Genomic DNA, 16,361 nt, shown 5'->3' with positions numbered 1-16,361 from the left:
TCCGATAACTCATAATGCTGGGGTCCTCAGTTCGATTCTGAGCGTAGCCACCAAAAATCAAGGGCTTAGGTGAAAACCTAGGCCCTTGTCCTTTTCGGGGTCACGCCGGGCTCACCCTCAAGCCGTGACTGTGACCCCGGGACCCGCGGTCATGCGGCTGGCGCGTCATTCTGGACGGCGCCGGCAGGCGGGTGGCCGGTGCTGGTTCGATGCCGTGCTCGCCACCGGCGCGAACGCTGCCTTCCGTCCGGCTGCCCGGCCGGTCTCGTCATGCCGATCAGCTATGGGATGGGTATCACTCGGACGGCTTCTTCCAGCGCCCGACGACGAACACCGTCGCCAGCCCGACAACGGTTGTGCCGCCTATCGTCATCGCGGCTTTCTCGTGACCGAGCAACAGCGCCATGCCCGCCACGGCGAGCGCTGCCAGGCCGATCAGCAAGCCGTACCGTTGTCCGCGTGCCTCAATACGCTCGGACGCTGCGAGCGCCTGCGTTTCGAGGGCGTGGCGGTGTGCGGCTTCGGATTCGGTCAGGCGCATCAGCCGCTCGACCAGATCGGGCTGTATGCGCTGGTAGTGTTCGAGCAGGTCGGGCGGCGGTAGCGGGCCGCTGAAAGCCTGTGCTGCCACCTGCACCATGTGTGCGGCAGCGCTGTTGATCGTGCTCAGGTCGTCAGCGACCGCGGCGGGCAGGTCAGGAGTGCGGGCAGGCGGTACGGCGGGCGTTACAGGCCGGACGCCGTCGTGATGCCCGGCGCCGGTTTCCTCAGTGGTCGGCATTGCCAATCCGGTCCAGCACTTTGCGCAGGTCGGCCGCGACGCGCTCGAAATCACTGCGCAGCGCCTCGCGGTCATCACGGTACAGGCGCACGCGGCGCACGCGCTCGCGGAAGCCGGCCACGCCCGGACCGGGCGCGATGGCGAGCACGCTGCCGATGCCGCGCAGCGCGGTATGTAGGCGTTTGCTCATGGACTGCGATTCCCTGGGTGGCATTCGGGGCATGGGCGATTCATGGACAGTATACGGTGACGGCTGGTGGCGGACGTGCCATCGCAGGCAGCTTCCAGCCTCGCCACCCGCGCGCAGGGTGTATTCAGGGCCGATGCCATGGCGATCCGGTCGAAGGGTGCCCGGAATGTGGGCGGCCCGGCCGCAGCCGGCGTTCCCGCTGCATGTGCCGCTCGCGCCCGGCGGGCGCCTGCAGGATCAGGAGTGATCCGACACCGGGCACGGCATCCGCCGGTCCGGGGCGCAGGCAGGGCCACGGATCAGGGGCGGCAGGGCGCAAGGTCATTGGCTGCAATTTGCACGAGGCTGTCCAATTGGCAGCGACGTAGCAAATCATGGCCAATCGGCCAGCCTCCGCCGTGCGCGTTCGAGCGGGAATGGCAGGTGATGGCCGTCGCATCGCCGTCGCGCCCTGCCGGGCACGGAATCCGCCTTCTGGGGCCGGGCGTTTTTGCAGGGGCGCCGCGGCGGGCATCCGCTGCGCTTCAGGCCGTCCGGGAGTCGGCGTCGGCGGCCCGTTCGCAGGGCGGGGATTCCGCCGGCGTCGCAGCGTGGCGGAAGGCGTTGCCGCCCGCGCGCTTGGCGGCGTACATCGCCGTGTCGGCGGCCTGCAGCAGGGTGTGGATGTCCTCGCCGTGTCCGGGCAGGCAGGCGATGCCGATGCTGGCGCTGATCGGCACCCGGCCGGCGGCGTCGGGCTGCGGCGTGCGGATGCTCTGCAGCAGGCGCACGGCGAGCCGGTCCGGATCCCCGATGCTGCAGCTGCTCGGGATGAGGATGGCGAATTCGTCGCCGCCGAGCCGGGCGAGCAGGTCGGATTCGCGCAGGCACTGCTGCAGGCGCGCGGCGATGTCGATGAGCAGGCGGTCGCCGGCGGCGTGGCCGTAGCGGTCGTTGACGGCCTTGAAGCCGTCCAGATCGAGCAGCAGCACGCAGGCCGGCCGCTGGCAGCGCAGCGCGTGCGCGAGTCCCCAGACGGCGCAGTCGGTGAACAGGCGCCGGTTCGGCAGCTGCGTCAGCGGATCGTGGGTCGCCTCGTATTCCAGATGCCGCAGGCGTTGCTGCCAGTCCGCCGACCGGCGACGGACCAGATGCAGGGCGAGCAGGGCGCTGCCGGACAGCAGGCCGCCGAGCCACTGCAGGTAGTGCTCCAGGCGCAGGCGATGGATATCGGCGGCATCGGTGAGCTGCTGCGCTTCGGCCGCGGTATGGGCGTGCAGCCGGGCGCTGGCGCTGCGGTATGGCTCTGCAGGTTCGCCGGGCCGGCCCTCGGGAGGGCGCCCGGGAGCCGGTCCGGGGTCGGGCGGCGCGAGGACGGCGATGCGGCTCGCGACCTGCCGTTCGAAGGCGGCGTAGTCGTGGTGCAGCGTGCTGTCGGCGGCAAGGCCGGCGCCGAGCGCGGAGAACGCGAGGCTGAACTGCTGCCAGGCGGTTTGGCTGGCGGCGAGGGCCGCTTCGCGCGCGGCCGGCGCGGCAGTCTCGGCGTTGCCGAGGGCAAGCGTCAGGCGTTCGAGGGCGAGGCCGGCCGTGTGCAGCCGGGCGAGGCGCTCGGCGGCCTCGAAACCGTATCGGGCCTCCACGACCACGAGTCCGCCCAGAGCGGTGAGCACAAGGGCGATGCCCGTGACGAGCGCGAGGAAGCGGCGGCGCGGGGACCGCCGGATCGGCACGGACGTGCGCAGAGACGGAAGCGCTGCCGGCTCCGGCATCGGTACACCGCCGGCACTCAGCGTCTGTGGGCGGCATCCTGCCGGAGCGCGCCGGCAGGGCCGTGCCAGTCGGCGGCCTCGTCGCAGCCGCGCTGGCGGAAGCCGGTGGCCGTGTCCCTCCGGGCGCCGGAGGCCGGCTCGGCGGGCAGGATGCGGATCAGGGCCATGCTGATCGCACCATTGCTGTCGAGCAGCGGCAGGCCGTTCAGGCGCAGCCGCCGCGGGCCGTGCGTGATCTCGGTTTCGGTCAGCGCACCGGCGAAGACGCAGCGGCACAGCCCGCTCACGACCGTGCGCAGCGCCGGTGCGAGCGTCTGCAGGCCGGTGCCGCGGGGCGGATTTTCGATGCCGAGCGCGCCGAGTCCCGGGCCGCTGGCGTAGCAGCAGTGCAGGTGAACGTCGAAGCCGAGGATGGCGTAGTCGGTCTTTGCGGGGATCGCGGAGCAGAGGTCGTCGAGAAAACCGTGCTCTGTTCCGGACAGCGGTGTGGCAGGTTCGGACGAAGATTCGGACATGGCAGGCTTCCCCTTTTCCCAGGTGATGCGATCCGGCGGGCCACCGCCGTCGCCGGACAGGCTCCGGCCCGGGCAATGGCGCTGGAAGCGACGGTGACGTGCGGGAAATGCCTAGCAAAAGCGGCGCGGAGGCTCGTCCCGAACCGCCGCGCTACTTCTGGCGCAACACGCTGGCGCGTGTCCCGCTCCTCCGGGGACGTATCGTCACTTCTCTTGGCCCCGTCTCGCTGCCTGCCACCCTCCCTGTCGTGGCCCGGACTGCGGGGCTGGCGTCACAGTGCTGGCAGGAAGGGCAAAGCACCATTGGCGCTTTCCCCGGCGGCTACCGGTTTGTACCTACTTTTTCGGGGGAAACTTGAAGCGGCCGGCGGATCAGCGGCGCGGAGGAGGGAACGATCGACGCCGGTCTCGACGATCCCGTGCTGGCAATCCCGTCATGCCGGGGATGAACGGCTGCGCCGTGGCGCGTGCGCTGCGTGAACGGTGGTATCCGGACGCCGCGCCGCAACGGGTCGTGCTGACAGGCTGCCGCTTGCTCCCGGCCATTCAGCCGTCGTCCGCAGGTCGTCGCGGCGGCATCCAGAGGTCGAGGGCGTGATACGGCGTGCGCGGGTCGGTGCCGTTCGTGCTCGCGGCCACGTGCAGCTGCACGAGCTCGGTCAGCGTGCCGGCCCCGAGCTTGCGCATCAGGTTGCGGCGATGGACTTCGATCGTCGATTCGGTGAGGCCGAGTTCGGCGGCGATGCTCTTGTTGAGCCGGCCGGCGACGATGCCGTCGAACACGGCCCGCTCGCGTTCACTGAGCTGCGCGAGCCGCTGGCGCGCGCGCTCGTGCGGCGCACGCCGCTGGCGCCGGGCGGCATCCTCGGCGATCGCATCGGCGACCGTCGCCAGCAGCACGGCCGGTTCACACGGCTTCTGCAGCACGTCGAAGGCGCCCTCGTGCATCGCGCGCACGGCGATGGCGGTGTCGGCATGGCCGCTCAGCAGGATGACGGGCAGCTCGATGCCGCGCTCGTGCAAGGCTTTCTGCAGGCTCAGCCCGCTCATGCCGGGCAGGCGCAGGTCGAGCAGCAGGCAGCCGCTGCGCTGCGGATGCATGGCGGCGAGACAGGCATCGGCGTCGGCCCAGGTCTCGACGACATGGCCGGCGCTTTCGAGCAGCAGGCGCAGGGCCGTGCGCAGCTCGCGGTCATCATCGACGATGCCGACGCCCGGAGGCGGCGGAGGTGTGGTCCCGGTGTTCATCGGCCTGCCGGCGTGCTTCGCCTCCGTTCAGGGTCGTGCCAGTCGGCGGTCCCGTCGGGGCTGCGGTTGCGGACATCCTCGACTGCGCTCGTGCGGTCATCGGGAAGCGGGTCGACCGGCAGGATGCGGATCAGGGCCATGCTGATCGCACCGCTGCTGTCGAGCAGCGGCATGCCGGTCAGGCGCAGCCGCTGCGGGCCGAGCGTGATCCCGGTTTCGGTCAGCGCGCCGGCGAAGACGCAGCGGCAAAGCCCGCTCACGACCGTGCGCAGCGCCGGCGCGAGCGCCTGCAACTCCGTGCCCCGGAGCGGATTTTCGATGCCGAGCGTGCCGAGTGCAGAGCCGCTGGCGTAGCAGCAGTGCAGGTGAGGATCGAAGCCGAGGATGGCGTAGTCCGTCGCTGCGGGCAGCAACGGACAGAGGGAATCGAGAAAGCCCTGAAGTGTTCCTGACAGGGGGGCATCGAGGCCGGGCAGAGGTTCGGACATGGCAGACTTTTCTCCCTCCACCCGGTTTCGATCCGGCATGCCGTCGCTGCTCCCGGGCAGGTCCTGTCTGTACGATGGCCTTGCAAGTGGCGGTCATTAATGGAAAAAGCATGAAAAAGCGGCGCGGAGGCTCGTCCTGAACCGCCGCGCTGCTTCTGGCGCACACGCTGGCGCGTGTCCCCAGGATCATGCTGTCGCTTCTCTTGGCCCCGTCTCGCTGCCTGCCACCATCCTGGCCGTGGCTCGGGATGCAGGGCTGCCTGTCACTATGCTGTCAGGAGCAGTGCATCGCCATTGGCGCTTTCCACGGCGGCTACCGGTTTGTACCTACTTCGTCGGGAGAAGCCGAGGAGGACGGGCGAAGCGGACTTAAACTTGCCGGCGGATTCGTGGCGCAGAGGGGGGAAGACGATGTCCAGACGAGCTGCATCAGGGCCGGCCGGCGGGGCCCGGTGTGCATTTCCGGTGGTCGGCCTCGGCGCTTCGGCAGGGGGCGTCGAGGCGTTCAACGAATTCCTGAGCGCGATGCCGGCCGCCAGCGGCATGGCCTTCGTGTTCGTGCTGCATCTCGATCCCGAGCGCAGCAGCGTGCTGACCGAAATCCTGGCGCGGCACACGACCATGCCGGTCACGGAGGTCACGCATCCGGTGCAGGTGGTGCCCGATCACGTCTACGTGATCGCGCCGAACTGCTGCCTCGAATACCAGAACGGCCGGCTCGTGCCGCGGGAGCCGGAAACCCCGCGCTGGCTGCGCAAGCCCATCGACGTGCTGCTGCGCTCGCTCGCACGCAGCTGCGGCGCGCGCGCGATCGGCGTGGTCTTCTCGGGCGGCGGCAGCGACGGCACGCTCGGCCTCAAGGACATCCGCAACGCGGGCGGGCTCGTGCTGGTGCAGACGCCCGAGACCGCGATGCAGGACAGCATGCCGACCAGCGCGATCGACGCCGGTCTCGACGATCACGTGCTGGCGATCTCCGCCATGCCGGCGGTGCTGATCGAGCATGTGCAGCATCGCTGGCACAGCGAGCCCGTGCCGCCGGAGCCGGAACCGGCCGAAGCGGAGCCGGAGCCGGAGCCGGAGGATGCGGATCGGGAGAAGCCGGATCTGGAGGATGTGCTGGCGCTGCTGCGCGCGCGCCAGGACTTCGACTTCCGCTGCTACAAGAAAGGCATGCTGGCGCGGCGCGTCCAGCGGCGCATGAGCGCGCTGCGCCTGCGCGAGAGCAAGGACTATCTCGCGCTGCTGCAGCGTGACTCCGCGGAGTTCGATGTGCTGGCCGCCGATCTGATGATCAGCGTCACGCAGTTCTTCCGCAACCCGCAGGCCTGGGACCATCTGGCCGAGCAGGTGCTGCCCGAGCTCTGCGAGCTGGCCTCGGCCGAGCGGCCGCTGCGGGCCTGGGTGCCGGCCTGCGCGAGCGGCGAGGAGGTCTACAGCCTCGCGATCCTGCTGCTGGAGCGCCTGCTGCCGGGGCAGCCGCACATCCAGCTGTTCGCTTCGGATTCGAGCGAGGCCGCGCTCAACGTCGCGCGCACCGGCCTCTATCCGGACAGCATCACGGCGCACGTGACGCCGGCGCGGCTGGCGCGCTTCTTCCGCGTCGAGGGCACGCGCTACCGGGTGATCCGCGAGGTGCGCGACTGCGTGACCTTCGCGGTGCAGAACCTCATCAACGATCCGCCGTTCGGCCGCATCGACCTGATCAGCTGCCGCAACTTCATGATCTATCTCGAACCGGAGATGCAGGAGCGCATGCTGGCGCTGTTTCACTTCGCGCTGCGTCCGGGGGGCTACCTGTTCCTCGGCAACGTCGAGTCGATCGGCGGGCAGTTCGACCTGTTCGAGCCGGTCTCGCACAAGTGGCGCGTGTACCGGCGCATCGGCACTCCGCGGCTGGCGCGCGACGGCTACCCGCCGACGCTGCGCCGCCCCTCGGGCGTGCAGAACTGGGCCGTGCGCCTCGATGCGCCGCGCAAGGCGGGGCAGATACCGGCGGCGATGGCGGCACCGGAGCTGAGCGGTGCGGGGCCGCTGCTCGGCGCCAAGGTCTCGGGGATCGCCGGCTACGCGCAGCAGATCGTGCTGGAGCGCTACACGCGCGCCTGCGTGCTCGTCAACCGCCGCTACGAGATCCTGTACTTCTTCGGCCCGACGCACGAGTTCCTGCGCCAGCCGGTCGGCGAGCACACCGCCGACCTGTTCGCGTGGACGCGCGACGGCCTGCGCAGCATGTTGCGCTCCGCGCTGCACGAGATCAGCACGACGGCGGCCAACCGCGTGGTGCGCCAGCACGCCGCCGAGGCCGCCGGCAGCGGCGACATCGAGTGCATCGTCGAGGCCCTGCGCGTGCCGCGCGAGCTCGACGGCCTGCTGCTCATCGCCTTCACGCGCCTGCCCGTCGTCGGCCCGCCGCCGCGCGAGGTCGCCGGCACGGCCGATGCCAGCGGCACCGCGATCGCGCAGCTCGAATTCGAGCTGGCGCGCGCGCGCGAGGACCTCTCCGGCATGACCGAGCAGCTCGAAAGCGCCTACGAGGAGTTCACGGCCAGCAACGAGGAGGTGATGTCGATCAACGAGGAGCTGCAGTCGGCCAACGAGGAGCTCGAAACCTCGAAGGAGGAGCTGCAGTCGCTGAACGAGGAGCTGGTCACCAGCAACCAGCAGCTCGAAACCAAGAACCAGCAGCTGGAGGAGATCAACGCCGATCTGCGCAACCTGCTCGCGAGCACGCAGATCGCGACGCTGTTCCTCGACGAGCACTTCTGCATCCGCCGCTACACGCCGGCGATGGCGCAGCTGATGCGCGTGATCCCGAGCGACATCGGCCGCTCGGTCGAGGACATCAGCTGCGACTTCGACCGCGTGGCGCTGCTCGCGCAGTCCGTGCGCGTGCTCGAACACCTCGCACCGATCGAAACCGAGATCCGCACCTATGACGGGCGCTGGCATCTGTGCCGCGTGCTGCCGTACCGCACCGAGGACAACCGCATCGGCGGCGTCGTCGTCACCTTCACCGACGTGAGCGTGCGCCATCGCCTGGAAGTGCGCGAACGGCTGATGCTCGCCCTCAACGACCGCCTCGCCGAACTCCAGGACCCGGCCGACATCGTCACGGCCGTTTCCGAGCTGATCGAGCGCCATCTCGGCGCGGCCTGGAGCCGCTACGCCCCGGTCGACAGCGCGCAGCAGTGGCTGTACGTCGAGGGCTCCAGCGTCGGGGCGCGCGTGTCGCTGACGAGGCTGCCGGCCGACGTGCTGCGCACGCTGCGCCGCGGCCAGCCGCTGATCAGCACCGGCAATGCCGGCGCCGATCCGGGCCTGCACGCGGCGCTGACGACGCTCGGCGCCCCGCAGCAGCTGCCCGGCACGGTGCTGCTGTTCGCGCCGGTCGTCGACGGCCGGCTGCTGACGCTGGTCGGCGTCGGCCACACCGGCGTCTATCTGTGGACCGACGAGGATCTCGACCTCGTCAGCGTGCTCGCCGAGCGCACGTGGATCGCCATCGAGAAGATCGAGGTCAACCGCACGCTCGTGCGCCGCGCCACGCAGCTCGCGGCCACCGACCGGCTCAAGAACGAGTTCCTCGCGACCCTCGGCCACGAACTGCGCAACCCCCTCGTGCCGATCCGCAGCACCCTCGACCTGCTGCTCGGCGCCGATCAGGAAGGGCAGCTGCAGGCGCAGCTGCAGCTCGTCGACCGCCAGGTGCAGCAGCTGCAGCGCCTCGTCGATGACCTGCTCGATGCCAGCCGCATCGAGCAGATCGGCCAGATCCGCCTGCGCATGCAGGATCTTGATCTCGACGACGTGCTGCAGATGGCGATCGAGGGCCAGCAGCCGCGCTTCGTCGCGCGCCGCCAGGACTTCTCCTACCTGCCGCCGTCCAGCCCGCTCGCGCTCGTCGGCGACCGGGTGCGTCTGGTGCAGGCGGTCGGCAACCTGCTGCACAACGCCAGCCGCTACAGCCCGGCCGGCGCCCGCATCGAGCTGATGGCCGAGCGCAGCGGCAGCGAGGCCGTGATCCGCGTGCGCGACAACGGCCGCGGCATCGCCCCCGAGCGGCTGGCGCAGCTGTTCCGGCTGTTCGTGCACAGCGCCCCGGACGATCCCGGCGACAGCCCCTCCGAGCCCGGCTCCGGCGACGACAGCCTCAGCTTCGGCCTCGGACTCGTGCTCGCGCGCCGGCTCATCGAGCTGCACGGCGGGACGCTGACCGCGGCGAGTCCCGGCCCCGGCTGCGGCAGCACGTTCACGATCCGCCTGCCGCTCGATGCCCCGGCCGATGTCCGGCCCCTCATCGCCGGCACGGCAGTGCTGCCGGAGCCGCTGCCGGTCGTGCCGCGGCGCGTGCTGCTCGTCGATGACAACAACGACGTGCGCACCGCCCTCGCGGCGCTGCTCGAAGCGATGGGGCACGAGGTCTGCGCGCTCTCGGACGGGCACGAGGTGTCGGACGCCGTCGGAAGCTTCGGGCCGCACACGGTGCTGCTCGATCTGGCGATGCCGAAGATGAACGGCTACGCCGTGGCGCGCGCGCTGCGCGAGCGGTATCCGGACGCCGTGCTGCAACTGGTCGCGCTGACCGGCTTCGGCGGCCCGGACGAACAGCAGCGCATCCGCGAGGCCGGGTTCGACCGCCACCTGCTGAAGCCCGTGAGCCGCGAACAGCTCGCGGCCCTGCTCGCCGGAGGGGGCTGAGCCGGGCCGCTTGCGGGGCGTGGCGCTCCGGCGGCCCGGTGCGTTCAGTCCGGGCCCGGCAGGCGCAGTTCGAAGCACAGGCCGCGGTCGGCCTGCCAGTGCGGGCTCAGGCTGATGCCGCAGCCCAGCAGTCGCTGCGCGCAGTCGGCCGTGTCGGTGTCGAGCAGCCGGTGCTGGCCGGTGATCGACGCCGCCGCGGCCGGCGCAGGCATCAGGTACAGCCGGGCGCCGCCTTCGGGCGCCAGTGCCGCGAGCAGATGGCAGGGCTGATCGCTGACGGCGTGCAGGCGGGCAGCCAGCGTCGGCAGTTCGGCATCGAGACCGGCCGCGACCACCGCGGCCGTGCGCCACTGGCCGACGGCGGGCGTCATGGCCTGCGTTTCGGCGTGGGTGGCCAGCACCGGCGCGAGCCGTGCCAGCAGGGCGGCGAGCGTCGGCGTGTCATCCCCGGCCGGCGGGGCCGGCGTGCCGGCGCCGTGCAGCGCCTGCCGCAGCGCCTGCAGCAATTGCCCGGCCAGGCTGGCCTGCGCCACGATCGCCGTCAGGGTCGCGGCCATCAGGGTTTCGCTGCCGGGCTTCGTCAGCAGCAGATGACAGGCTTCGGCGTAGCTCGCGATCGTGGCGAGCGGCTGGCTCAGTTCGTGGACCAGATCGGGCAGCGTCGTGCCACCGGGCGGCAGGAGGGCGTCGTTCATGCGTCGTCGGTGCGGGTGGTGCCGGGTCGTGGCCCCGGTCGCTCATGGGCATTCATCCCGATCCCGGCGGAACACGCCGTCCTTGCCGTCCCTCGCGGGGGAGGGGCGGGAAGGAGGGGGTGAACAACGCTTTCGGGCGTGATCGCTATCAGGCGTCGTCCGTGTGCCGTCGCGGCGGTTTCCAGGTGCCGGGGGCAGGATACTGCATGTGCGGGTCGGGGCCGTCCGTGTTCGCGGCCACGTGCAGCTGCACGAGCTCGGTCAGCGTGCCGGCCCCGAGCTTGCGCATCAGGTTGCGGCGATGGACTTCGATCGTCGATTCGGTGAGGCCGAGTTCGGCGGCGATGCTCTTGTTGAGCCGGCCGGCGACGATGCCGTCGAACACGGCCCGCTCGCGTTCACTGAGCTGCGCGAGCCGCTGGCGCGCGCGCTCGTGCGGCGCACGCCGCTGGCGCCGGGCGGCATCCTCGGCGATCGCATCGGCGACCGTCGCCAGCAGCACGGCCGGTTCACACGGCTTCTGCAGCACGTCGAAGGCGCCCTCGTGCATCGCGCGCACGGCGATGGCGGTGTCGGCATGGCCGCTCAGCAGGATGACGGGCAGCTCGATGCCGCGCTCGTGCAAGGCTTTCTGCAGGCTCAGCCCGCTCATGCCGGGCAGGCGCAGGTCGAGCAGCAGGCAGCCGCTGCGCTGCGGATGCATGGCGGCGAGACAGGCATCGGCGTCGGCCCAGGTCTCGACGACATGGCCGGCGCTTTCGAGCAGCAGGCGCAGGGCCGTGCGCAGCTCGTGGTCATCATCGACGATGCCGACGCCCGGAGGCGGCGGATGCGTGGTCTCGGTGTTCATGTGCCTGTCGGCGCGCATCGCCTCCGTTGCGCTGCGCCGCCCCGGTGCTGCTGGAACGGGGGGTCCGATGTTCTCCCGTCATGCCAGGTCAGTCGGATGAATCCGGAGCACGGCGTCTGCATGCCATATCCGGCCTGCCCCGCGACGCCTGTGCCCGAGGATCAGGAATATCGGATTCGGAAGCATTGCACCAGATCAATTCTGCGGAGGGTTTTCGCACGGCTGCGCGCCGGATCCGGTCGTCGCCGGGCGGGCGGGGGCCGTGCCGGAGGCCCGGCGCGCAGCCGGCTAGATCGCGCGCTGGGCATCCCCGGCTGCGGCCTCGGCGCGGAAGGCGAGCACGTCGGCGGCCGGGCCGACCACCATCAGCACGTCGCCGGGCGTCAGCACGTACTCGGGCGCTTCCAGCGCGAAGCGCAGCTCGCGCTCCAGACCCGAGCGCACGAGGCCGACGATGACCAGCGTGCCGCCGGCGAGGCGGCTCGCATCCAGCAGGCGCCGCCCGGCCAGCCGGCCCTCGCGGGTCACGGCGACCTCGGCGATCTCCAGATCGGCGGCGCCGAACACGGTCTGGTCGAGCACGTCGACGACGGTCGGACGCACCAGCAGGTCGGAGATGCGGCGGCCGGCGATGTCGAACGGGTCGATGACCTTGTCGGCGCCGGCGGCACGCAGCTTCTGCTCCGATCCCGGCGAATCGGACACGGCGACGATGGTCAGGCGCTCATCGAGCGCGCGCGCCGAGATGATCAGGAACACGTTCTGCGCCTCGTCGGGCAGCAGGCAGAAGATCAGGTCGATGTCGCGGCCGATGCCGGCGCGCGCGAGTTCGAGGTCATCGGTGTAATCGCACTTGAGCGTCGCGTGGCCGCGCTCGGCGGCGCGCGCGAGGTTGTCGTCCGAGCTGTCGATGACCAGCAGCTCGCACGGCGTCGGCGCGAGGTGCTTGGCGACCTCGATGCCGAGCTTGTGGTAGCCGAACACGGCGATGCGCAGGCGCTTCATGCCGGCCTCCGGGCGAGGGCGCTGGCTTCGACCTGGGCGCGCAGGTGCTGGATCGACAGTTCGCGCCCGAGCACGATGAGCTGGTCGCCGGCCTGCAGCGTGAAGGCCGCGGGCGGGTTGAAGTAGAAATCCCGCCCGTCGGCGAGCGGGTGGCGGATCAGCGCCGGGCGCTGCACGGCCCCGGGCGCGGCGAGCACGCCGAACAGCGTCAGCCTGCGCGCGGCGAAGCCGATGTCGGCGATGCGCCGGCCGTCGAGCAGCGAATGCGCGGCGACCAGCACCACGTCCATCGCCATGCCGCGCTCGCCGGAGAGGATGCCGCTCAGCGCCATCGACGCCACCGGCTGGTGGATGTACTCGGCCGCCATCAGGCCGACGATCTCGTAGGGCATGACGACGTGATCGGCGCCGGCGAGCCTGAGCTTGCGCACGGTTTCGGACTTGTTGGCGCGCGAGACGATGCGGATGTGCGGGTTCATCTGCCGCGCGGTCAGCGTGATGTAGAGGTTGGTCACGTCGTCGCCGGTCACGCACAGGATGCTCTTCGCGCCGCGCGTGATGCCGACCTGGCCGAGCAGCTCGGCGCGCACCGCGTCGTCGCAGATCGCCAGCCGGGCCTGCGCCTTGGCGCGGAGGATGTTCTTGGCGTGGCGGTCGATGATCACGAACGGCGTGCCGGTGGCCACCAGCCGGTCGACGACGACCTCGCCGACCCGGCCGTAGCCGCAGACGATCACGTAGTCGTGCAGCTTCTCGGTATCGGCGTACAGGCGCCGGTCGCGCATCGTCTGCATCTTCTCGCTGAAGGCGTTGACGACGATCGAGGTCGAGAACGAGATCACCGCCACGCCGATCACCACCAGCACGATCGCCACCAGCCGGCCCTCGGGCGTCTTCGGCACGATGTCGCCGTAGCCGACCGTGAAGATCGTGATCACCGCCCAGTAGACGGCGTCGTAGAGCGTGTTGACGTGGCTGGTCTCGACGTGGGCTTCGAGGATGTAGATCGCGGTCGCCGACGCGAACACGACGAAGCCGATGAAGGTCGCCAGCGTGTAGAACTCGAAGCGCTTCTCGGCGAGCACGCGCGCGAACTCGTTGATCGAGCGCGTGTAGCGGAACAGCTTGAAGACGCGGAACAGCAGGAAGAAGCGCAGCGTGCGCAGCGGCCGGTACGAGGGCAGGATCGCCAGCAGGTCGATGATCGCCATCGGCTGCGTCGCATAGGCCCACTTCTGGCGCAGCAGCGCAGCGAGCACCGGCCGCAGCCGGAACGGCAGGCCGAGCAGCTCGGCGCGCTCCCAGGCCTCGATCACCAGCCGGTGCGAGTCGTTCCACACCCACATGCGCGCCAGGTACTCGGCGATGAACACGTACATGACCGTGTCCTCGAACACGAGCGTGAACGGCGTCGGCGGGTTCTTGACCTCGTGGATGATCAGCCCGACCGTCGCGAGGATCAGCGCGCACATCGCCATGTCGAAGTACGGCCGCAGCCGCGAGGCCGGGTTTTCGAGCAGGTCGTAGGCGAAGCGCTTGGTGCGCCGGTAGCCGGGACTGGCGGCGAGCGCATAGCAGCAGCGGACGAGGTGATGGGCGGGCGCGGCGGTCATGGTCGCGAAGGTTCGGGCGGGCGGCCGTGCCGACGGCAGGAGACAGAGGTGGGGCAGTATGGCCGCAGCCGGCCGTGCCTGCAGCGATCCCGGTCAAGCGGGACGATCGGGTGGCCCCCGGCCGCCCGCATGAAAGCCGACGCCGGGGCCGTCGCAGCGGACGGCCCCGGCGTCGGGGCAGGGAAGGGCGTGAGGTTCAGGCGGCGAGCGCGGTCTTCAGCTTCTTCAGCGCGCCGGCCTCGATCTGGCGGATGCGCTCGGCCGAGACGCCGTACTCGGCGGCCAGCTCGTGCAGCGTCGGCTTGTGGTCCTCGTCGAGCCAGCGCCGGCGCAGGATGTCGCGGGCGCGGGCATCGAGGCCTTCGAGCGCGGCCCCGAGCCGGTGGCCGGTGCGCGCCTCCCAGTCCTCGGCTTCGAGCTGCGCGAGCGGATCGTCGGCCGGATTCGACAGGTACGCGGCCGGCGCCACCGGGCCGTCGGCGTCGTCGTCATCCGGCGTCGGGTCGTAGGTCAGGTCGTTGCCGGACAGCCGGCTTTCCATCTCCAGCACGTCGCCGGGGGTCACGCCGAGTTCGCGCGCGACGGTCTCGACTTCCTCGTGCGTGAACCAGCCGAGGCGCTGCTTGGCGCTGCGCAGGTTGAAGAACAGCTTGCGCTGCGCCTTCGTGGTCGCGACCTTGACGATGCGCCAGTTGCGCAGGATGTATTCGTGGATCTCGGCGCGGATCCAGTGCACGGCGAAGCTGACGAGGCGCACGCCGTGCTCCGGGTCGAAGCGCTTGACGGCCTTCATCAGGCCGACGTTGCCTTCCTGGATCAGGTCGCCGAGCGGCAGCCCGTAGCCGTGGTAGCCGCGGGCGATGTGCACGACGAAGCGCAGGTGCGCGAGCACGAGCTTGCGCGCCGCTTCGAGGTCGTTGCGTTGCTGCAGCTTGCGGGCAAGGTCCTGTTCCTCGTCCGCGTCGAGCATCGGCACCCCGGAAACCGCGCGGATGTAGGCGTCGAGGTCGCCGGTGGCGGCCGGAAGCTGTTGCGCGTAGGGAACCAGTGCGGTCGTGGTCATGCGAAGTCCTCCAGAGAACTCCAGTTCGCGGGCTGATGTTAGCAGTCGGGCGATAGGAGTGCCAAAGCCGGCGGGAGTTCCGCCGGCGCCCCCGGTTGAGCGGCGATACGCGCCTGTATCGGCAGCGGTTTCGCGAAGCTTCTCGCGAAGCTTCAGGCGTCGAGCAGCGCCGAGACGTAATCGGCGGCGACGAACTCGCGCAGGTCCTCCAGCCCCTCGCCGACGCCGATGTAGCGGATCGGCAGGCCGAGGCGGCGCGCGATCGCGAACACGATGCCGCCCTTGGCGGTGCCGTCGAGCTTGGTCAGCACCAGACCGGTGACGCCGATCGCCTCGTGGAACTGCACGGCCTGGTTCAGCGCGTTCTGGCCGGTGCCGGCGTCGAGCACCAGCAGCACCTCGTGCGGCGCGGCGGCGTCGATCTTGCCGATGACGCGGCGGATCTTGCGCAGCTCGTCCATCAGGTTCTGCTGCGTGTGCAGGCGCCCGGCGGTGTCGGCGATCAGCACCTGCGTGCCGCGCGCCTGCGCCGACTGCACGGCGTCGAAGATCACCGAGGCCGAATCGGCACCGGTGCCCTGCGCGATCACCGGCACGCCGTTGCGCTCGCCCCAGACCTGCAGCTGCTCGACGGCGGCGGCGCGGAAGGTGTCGCCGGCGGCGAGCAGCACGCTCCTGCCCTCGCTGCGGAAGCGCTGCGCGAGCTTGCCGATGGTCGTGGTCTTGCCGGCGCCGTTGATGCCGGCCATCAGGATCACGAACGGCCGCTGCGTGCTCACGTCGAGCGGGCGCTCGCAGGGCGCGAGCAGCGCGGTCAGCTCCTCGCGCAGCGCCTGCATCAGCGCCGCGCCGTCGGCGAGCTGGCGGCGCGACACGCGCTCGGTCAGCCGCCCGATGATGTGCTGCGTGGCCTCGATGCCGACATCGGCCATCAGCAGCCGGGTTTCGAGTTCCTCGAACAGCTCGTCGTCGATCTGCTTGCGCCCGAGCAGCAGGCTGCCGAGGCCGTCGCTGAGGGTCTGGCGGGTGCGGGCGAGTCGGCTCTTCAGGCGGCCGAACCAGGAGGCTTCGCTCATTGCGCGGGGGATTCTCGTGCAGGGACATGGCCCGCGCGCGGCGGGCGGGGCGCGCGCATCGTATCATCGCCGCCCCCGGCCGCCTGCCGTTGCCGATCGCCCGAGCCCTCCCGATGCCCCGCAGTCCCCGGCCGAGCAACCAGTTGCGCGTGATCGGCGGCCGCTTCCGCGGCCGGCGGCTCGCGTTCCCCGACGCCCCGGGCCTGCGCCCGACGCCGGATCGCGTGCGCGAGACGCTGTTCAACTGGCTGATGCCGGTCATCGACGGCGCGCGCTGCCTCGACCTGTTCGCCGGCAGCGGTGCGCTCGGCATCGAGGCGCTGTCGCGCGGGGCGCGGCTCGTGCAGTTCGTCGAGCGCGAGCCGGCGGTCGCGCGCGCGCTCGCGGC

General features: G+C 70.8%; 14 protein-coding genes. 2 read left to right on the top strand and 12 right to left on the bottom strand.

What is annotated here, in order from left to right:
• Window positions 1-295 precede the first annotated feature (295 nt).
• The 6 genes from PKE44_RS05870 to PKE44_RS05845 form a co-directional block, all read right to left on the bottom strand.
• Complete coding sequence (locus PKE44_RS05870) at window positions 296-781, bottom strand: DUF2335 domain-containing protein (RefSeq protein WP_324548994.1); 486 nt, start codon at window positions 779-781, stop codon at window positions 296-298.
• A complete protein-coding gene (locus PKE44_RS05865; RefSeq protein WP_324548992.1) occupies window positions 768-971 on the bottom strand; it encodes a hypothetical protein in 204 nt (67 codons plus the stop codon). Before PKE44_RS05865 ends, PKE44_RS05870 begins: the two co-directional genes overlap by 14 nt.
• Window positions 972-1,495: 524 nt before the next feature.
• Window positions 1,496-2,590: a GGDEF domain-containing protein gene (locus PKE44_RS05860; RefSeq protein WP_324548990.1), complete on the bottom strand. Its 1,095-nt coding sequence runs from the start codon at window positions 2,588-2,590 to the stop codon at window positions 1,496-1,498.
• Window positions 2,591-2,736: 146 nt separating this feature from the next.
• Window positions 2,737-3,234, bottom strand: a complete 498-nt coding sequence (locus tag PKE44_RS05855; protein ID WP_324548988.1) for a hypothetical protein — start codon at window positions 3,232-3,234, stop codon at window positions 2,737-2,739.
• A 546-nt stretch (window positions 3,235-3,780) separates the two neighbouring features.
• Window positions 3,781-4,482 (bottom strand): response regulator, encoded by a 702-nt coding sequence (locus PKE44_RS05850; protein ID WP_324548986.1) that lies wholly within the window; start codon window positions 4,480-4,482, stop codon window positions 3,781-3,783.
• A complete protein-coding gene (locus PKE44_RS05845) occupies window positions 4,479-5,009 on the bottom strand; it encodes a hypothetical protein (RefSeq protein ID WP_324548984.1) in 531 nt (176 codons plus the stop codon). Before PKE44_RS05845 ends, PKE44_RS05850 begins: the two co-directional genes overlap by 4 nt.
• Window positions 5,010-5,435: 426 nt before the next feature.
• Between PKE44_RS05845 and PKE44_RS05840 the strand changes: the two genes are divergently transcribed.
• Complete coding sequence (locus PKE44_RS05840; RefSeq protein ID WP_324548982.1) at window positions 5,436-9,671, top strand: chemotaxis protein CheB; 4,236 nt, start codon at window positions 5,436-5,438, stop codon at window positions 9,669-9,671.
• 44 nt (window positions 9,672-9,715) lie between these two features.
• Here the strand turns inward: PKE44_RS05840 and PKE44_RS05835 are convergent, their stop codons facing one another.
• The 6 genes from PKE44_RS05835 to ftsY form a co-directional block, all read right to left on the bottom strand.
• Window positions 9,716-10,366 carry a hypothetical protein gene (locus PKE44_RS05835; protein ID WP_324548980.1) on the bottom strand — a complete coding sequence of 217 codons (651 nt, stop codon included), beginning with the start codon at window positions 10,364-10,366 and terminating at the stop codon, window positions 9,716-9,718.
• Between the two features lie 148 nt (window positions 10,367-10,514).
• Window positions 10,515-11,216 carry a response regulator gene (locus tag PKE44_RS05830; RefSeq protein ID WP_324548978.1) on the bottom strand — a complete coding sequence of 234 codons (702 nt, stop codon included), beginning with the start codon at window positions 11,214-11,216 and terminating at the stop codon, window positions 10,515-10,517.
• A 288-nt stretch (window positions 11,217-11,504) separates the two neighbouring features.
• Window positions 11,505-12,221, bottom strand: a complete 717-nt coding sequence (locus PKE44_RS05825) for an NAD-binding protein (protein WP_324548976.1) — start codon at window positions 12,219-12,221, stop codon at window positions 11,505-11,507.
• Window positions 12,218-13,834: a potassium channel protein gene (locus PKE44_RS05820; RefSeq protein ID WP_324548974.1), complete on the bottom strand. Its 1,617-nt coding sequence runs from the start codon at window positions 13,832-13,834 to the stop codon at window positions 12,218-12,220. The genes PKE44_RS05825 and PKE44_RS05820 overlap by 4 nt, the downstream gene beginning before the upstream one ends.
• A gap of 196 nt (window positions 13,835-14,030) precedes the next feature.
• Entirely contained in the window at window positions 14,031-14,897 is an 867-nt protein-coding gene (gene rpoH / locus PKE44_RS05815; protein ID WP_324548972.1) for an RNA polymerase sigma factor RpoH, read from the bottom strand.
• A 152-nt stretch (window positions 14,898-15,049) separates the two neighbouring features.
• Complete coding sequence (gene ftsY / locus PKE44_RS05810) at window positions 15,050-15,973, bottom strand: signal recognition particle-docking protein FtsY (RefSeq protein WP_324548970.1); 924 nt, start codon at window positions 15,971-15,973, stop codon at window positions 15,050-15,052.
• A 113-nt stretch (window positions 15,974-16,086) separates the two neighbouring features.
• Between ftsY and rsmD the strand changes: the two genes are divergently transcribed.
• Window positions 16,087-16,361, top strand: a 275-nt coding sequence (rsmD, locus tag PKE44_RS05805; protein WP_324548968.1) for a 16S rRNA (guanine(966)-N(2))-methyltransferase RsmD, incomplete at its 3' end; no start/stop codon positions are given.

Origin of the sequence: Plasticicumulans sp. (assembly GCF_035331805.1) — a bacterium.
Lineage (GTDB): Bacteria > Pseudomonadota > Gammaproteobacteria > Competibacterales > Competibacteraceae > Plasticicumulans.
This window is presented reverse-complemented; position numbering and strand designations above follow the sequence as displayed.

Excerpts from the sequence above, each read along its gene's own strand:
- PKE44_RS05835 (WP_324548980.1), bottom strand. The coding sequence starts at position 10,366 with ATGAACGACGCCCTCCTGCCGCCCGGTGGCACGACGCTGCCCGATCTG.
- PKE44_RS05850 (WP_324548986.1), bottom strand. The coding sequence starts at position 4,482 with ATGAACACCGGGACCACACCTCCGCCGCCTCCGGGCGTCGGCATCGTC.
- PKE44_RS05825 (WP_324548976.1), bottom strand. The coding sequence starts at position 12,221 with ATGAAGCGCCTGCGCATCGCCGTGTTCGGCTACCACAAGCTCGGCATC.
- PKE44_RS05845 (WP_324548984.1), bottom strand. The coding sequence starts at position 5,009 with ATGCCGGATCGAAACCGGGTGGAGGGAGAAAAGTCTGCCATGTCCGAA.
- rpoH (WP_324548972.1), bottom strand. The coding sequence starts at position 14,897 with ATGACCACGACCGCACTGGTTCCCTACGCGCAACAGCTTCCGGCCGCC.
- PKE44_RS05870 (WP_324548994.1), bottom strand. The coding sequence starts at position 781 with ATGCCGACCACTGAGGAAACCGGCGCCGGGCATCACGACGGCGTCCGG.
- PKE44_RS05855 (WP_324548988.1), bottom strand. The coding sequence starts at position 3,234 with ATGTCCGAATCTTCGTCCGAACCTGCCACACCGCTGTCCGGAACAGAG.
- PKE44_RS05865 (WP_324548992.1), bottom strand. The coding sequence starts at position 971 with ATGAGCAAACGCCTACATACCGCGCTGCGCGGCATCGGCAGCGTGCTC.
- PKE44_RS05820 (WP_324548974.1), bottom strand. The coding sequence starts at position 13,834 with ATGACCGCCGCGCCCGCCCATCACCTCGTCCGCTGCTGCTATGCGCTC.
- ftsY (WP_324548970.1), bottom strand. The coding sequence starts at position 15,973 with ATGAGCGAAGCCTCCTGGTTCGGCCGCCTGAAGAGCCGACTCGCCCGC.
- PKE44_RS05830 (WP_324548978.1), bottom strand. The coding sequence starts at position 11,216 with ATGAACACCGAGACCACGCATCCGCCGCCTCCGGGCGTCGGCATCGTC.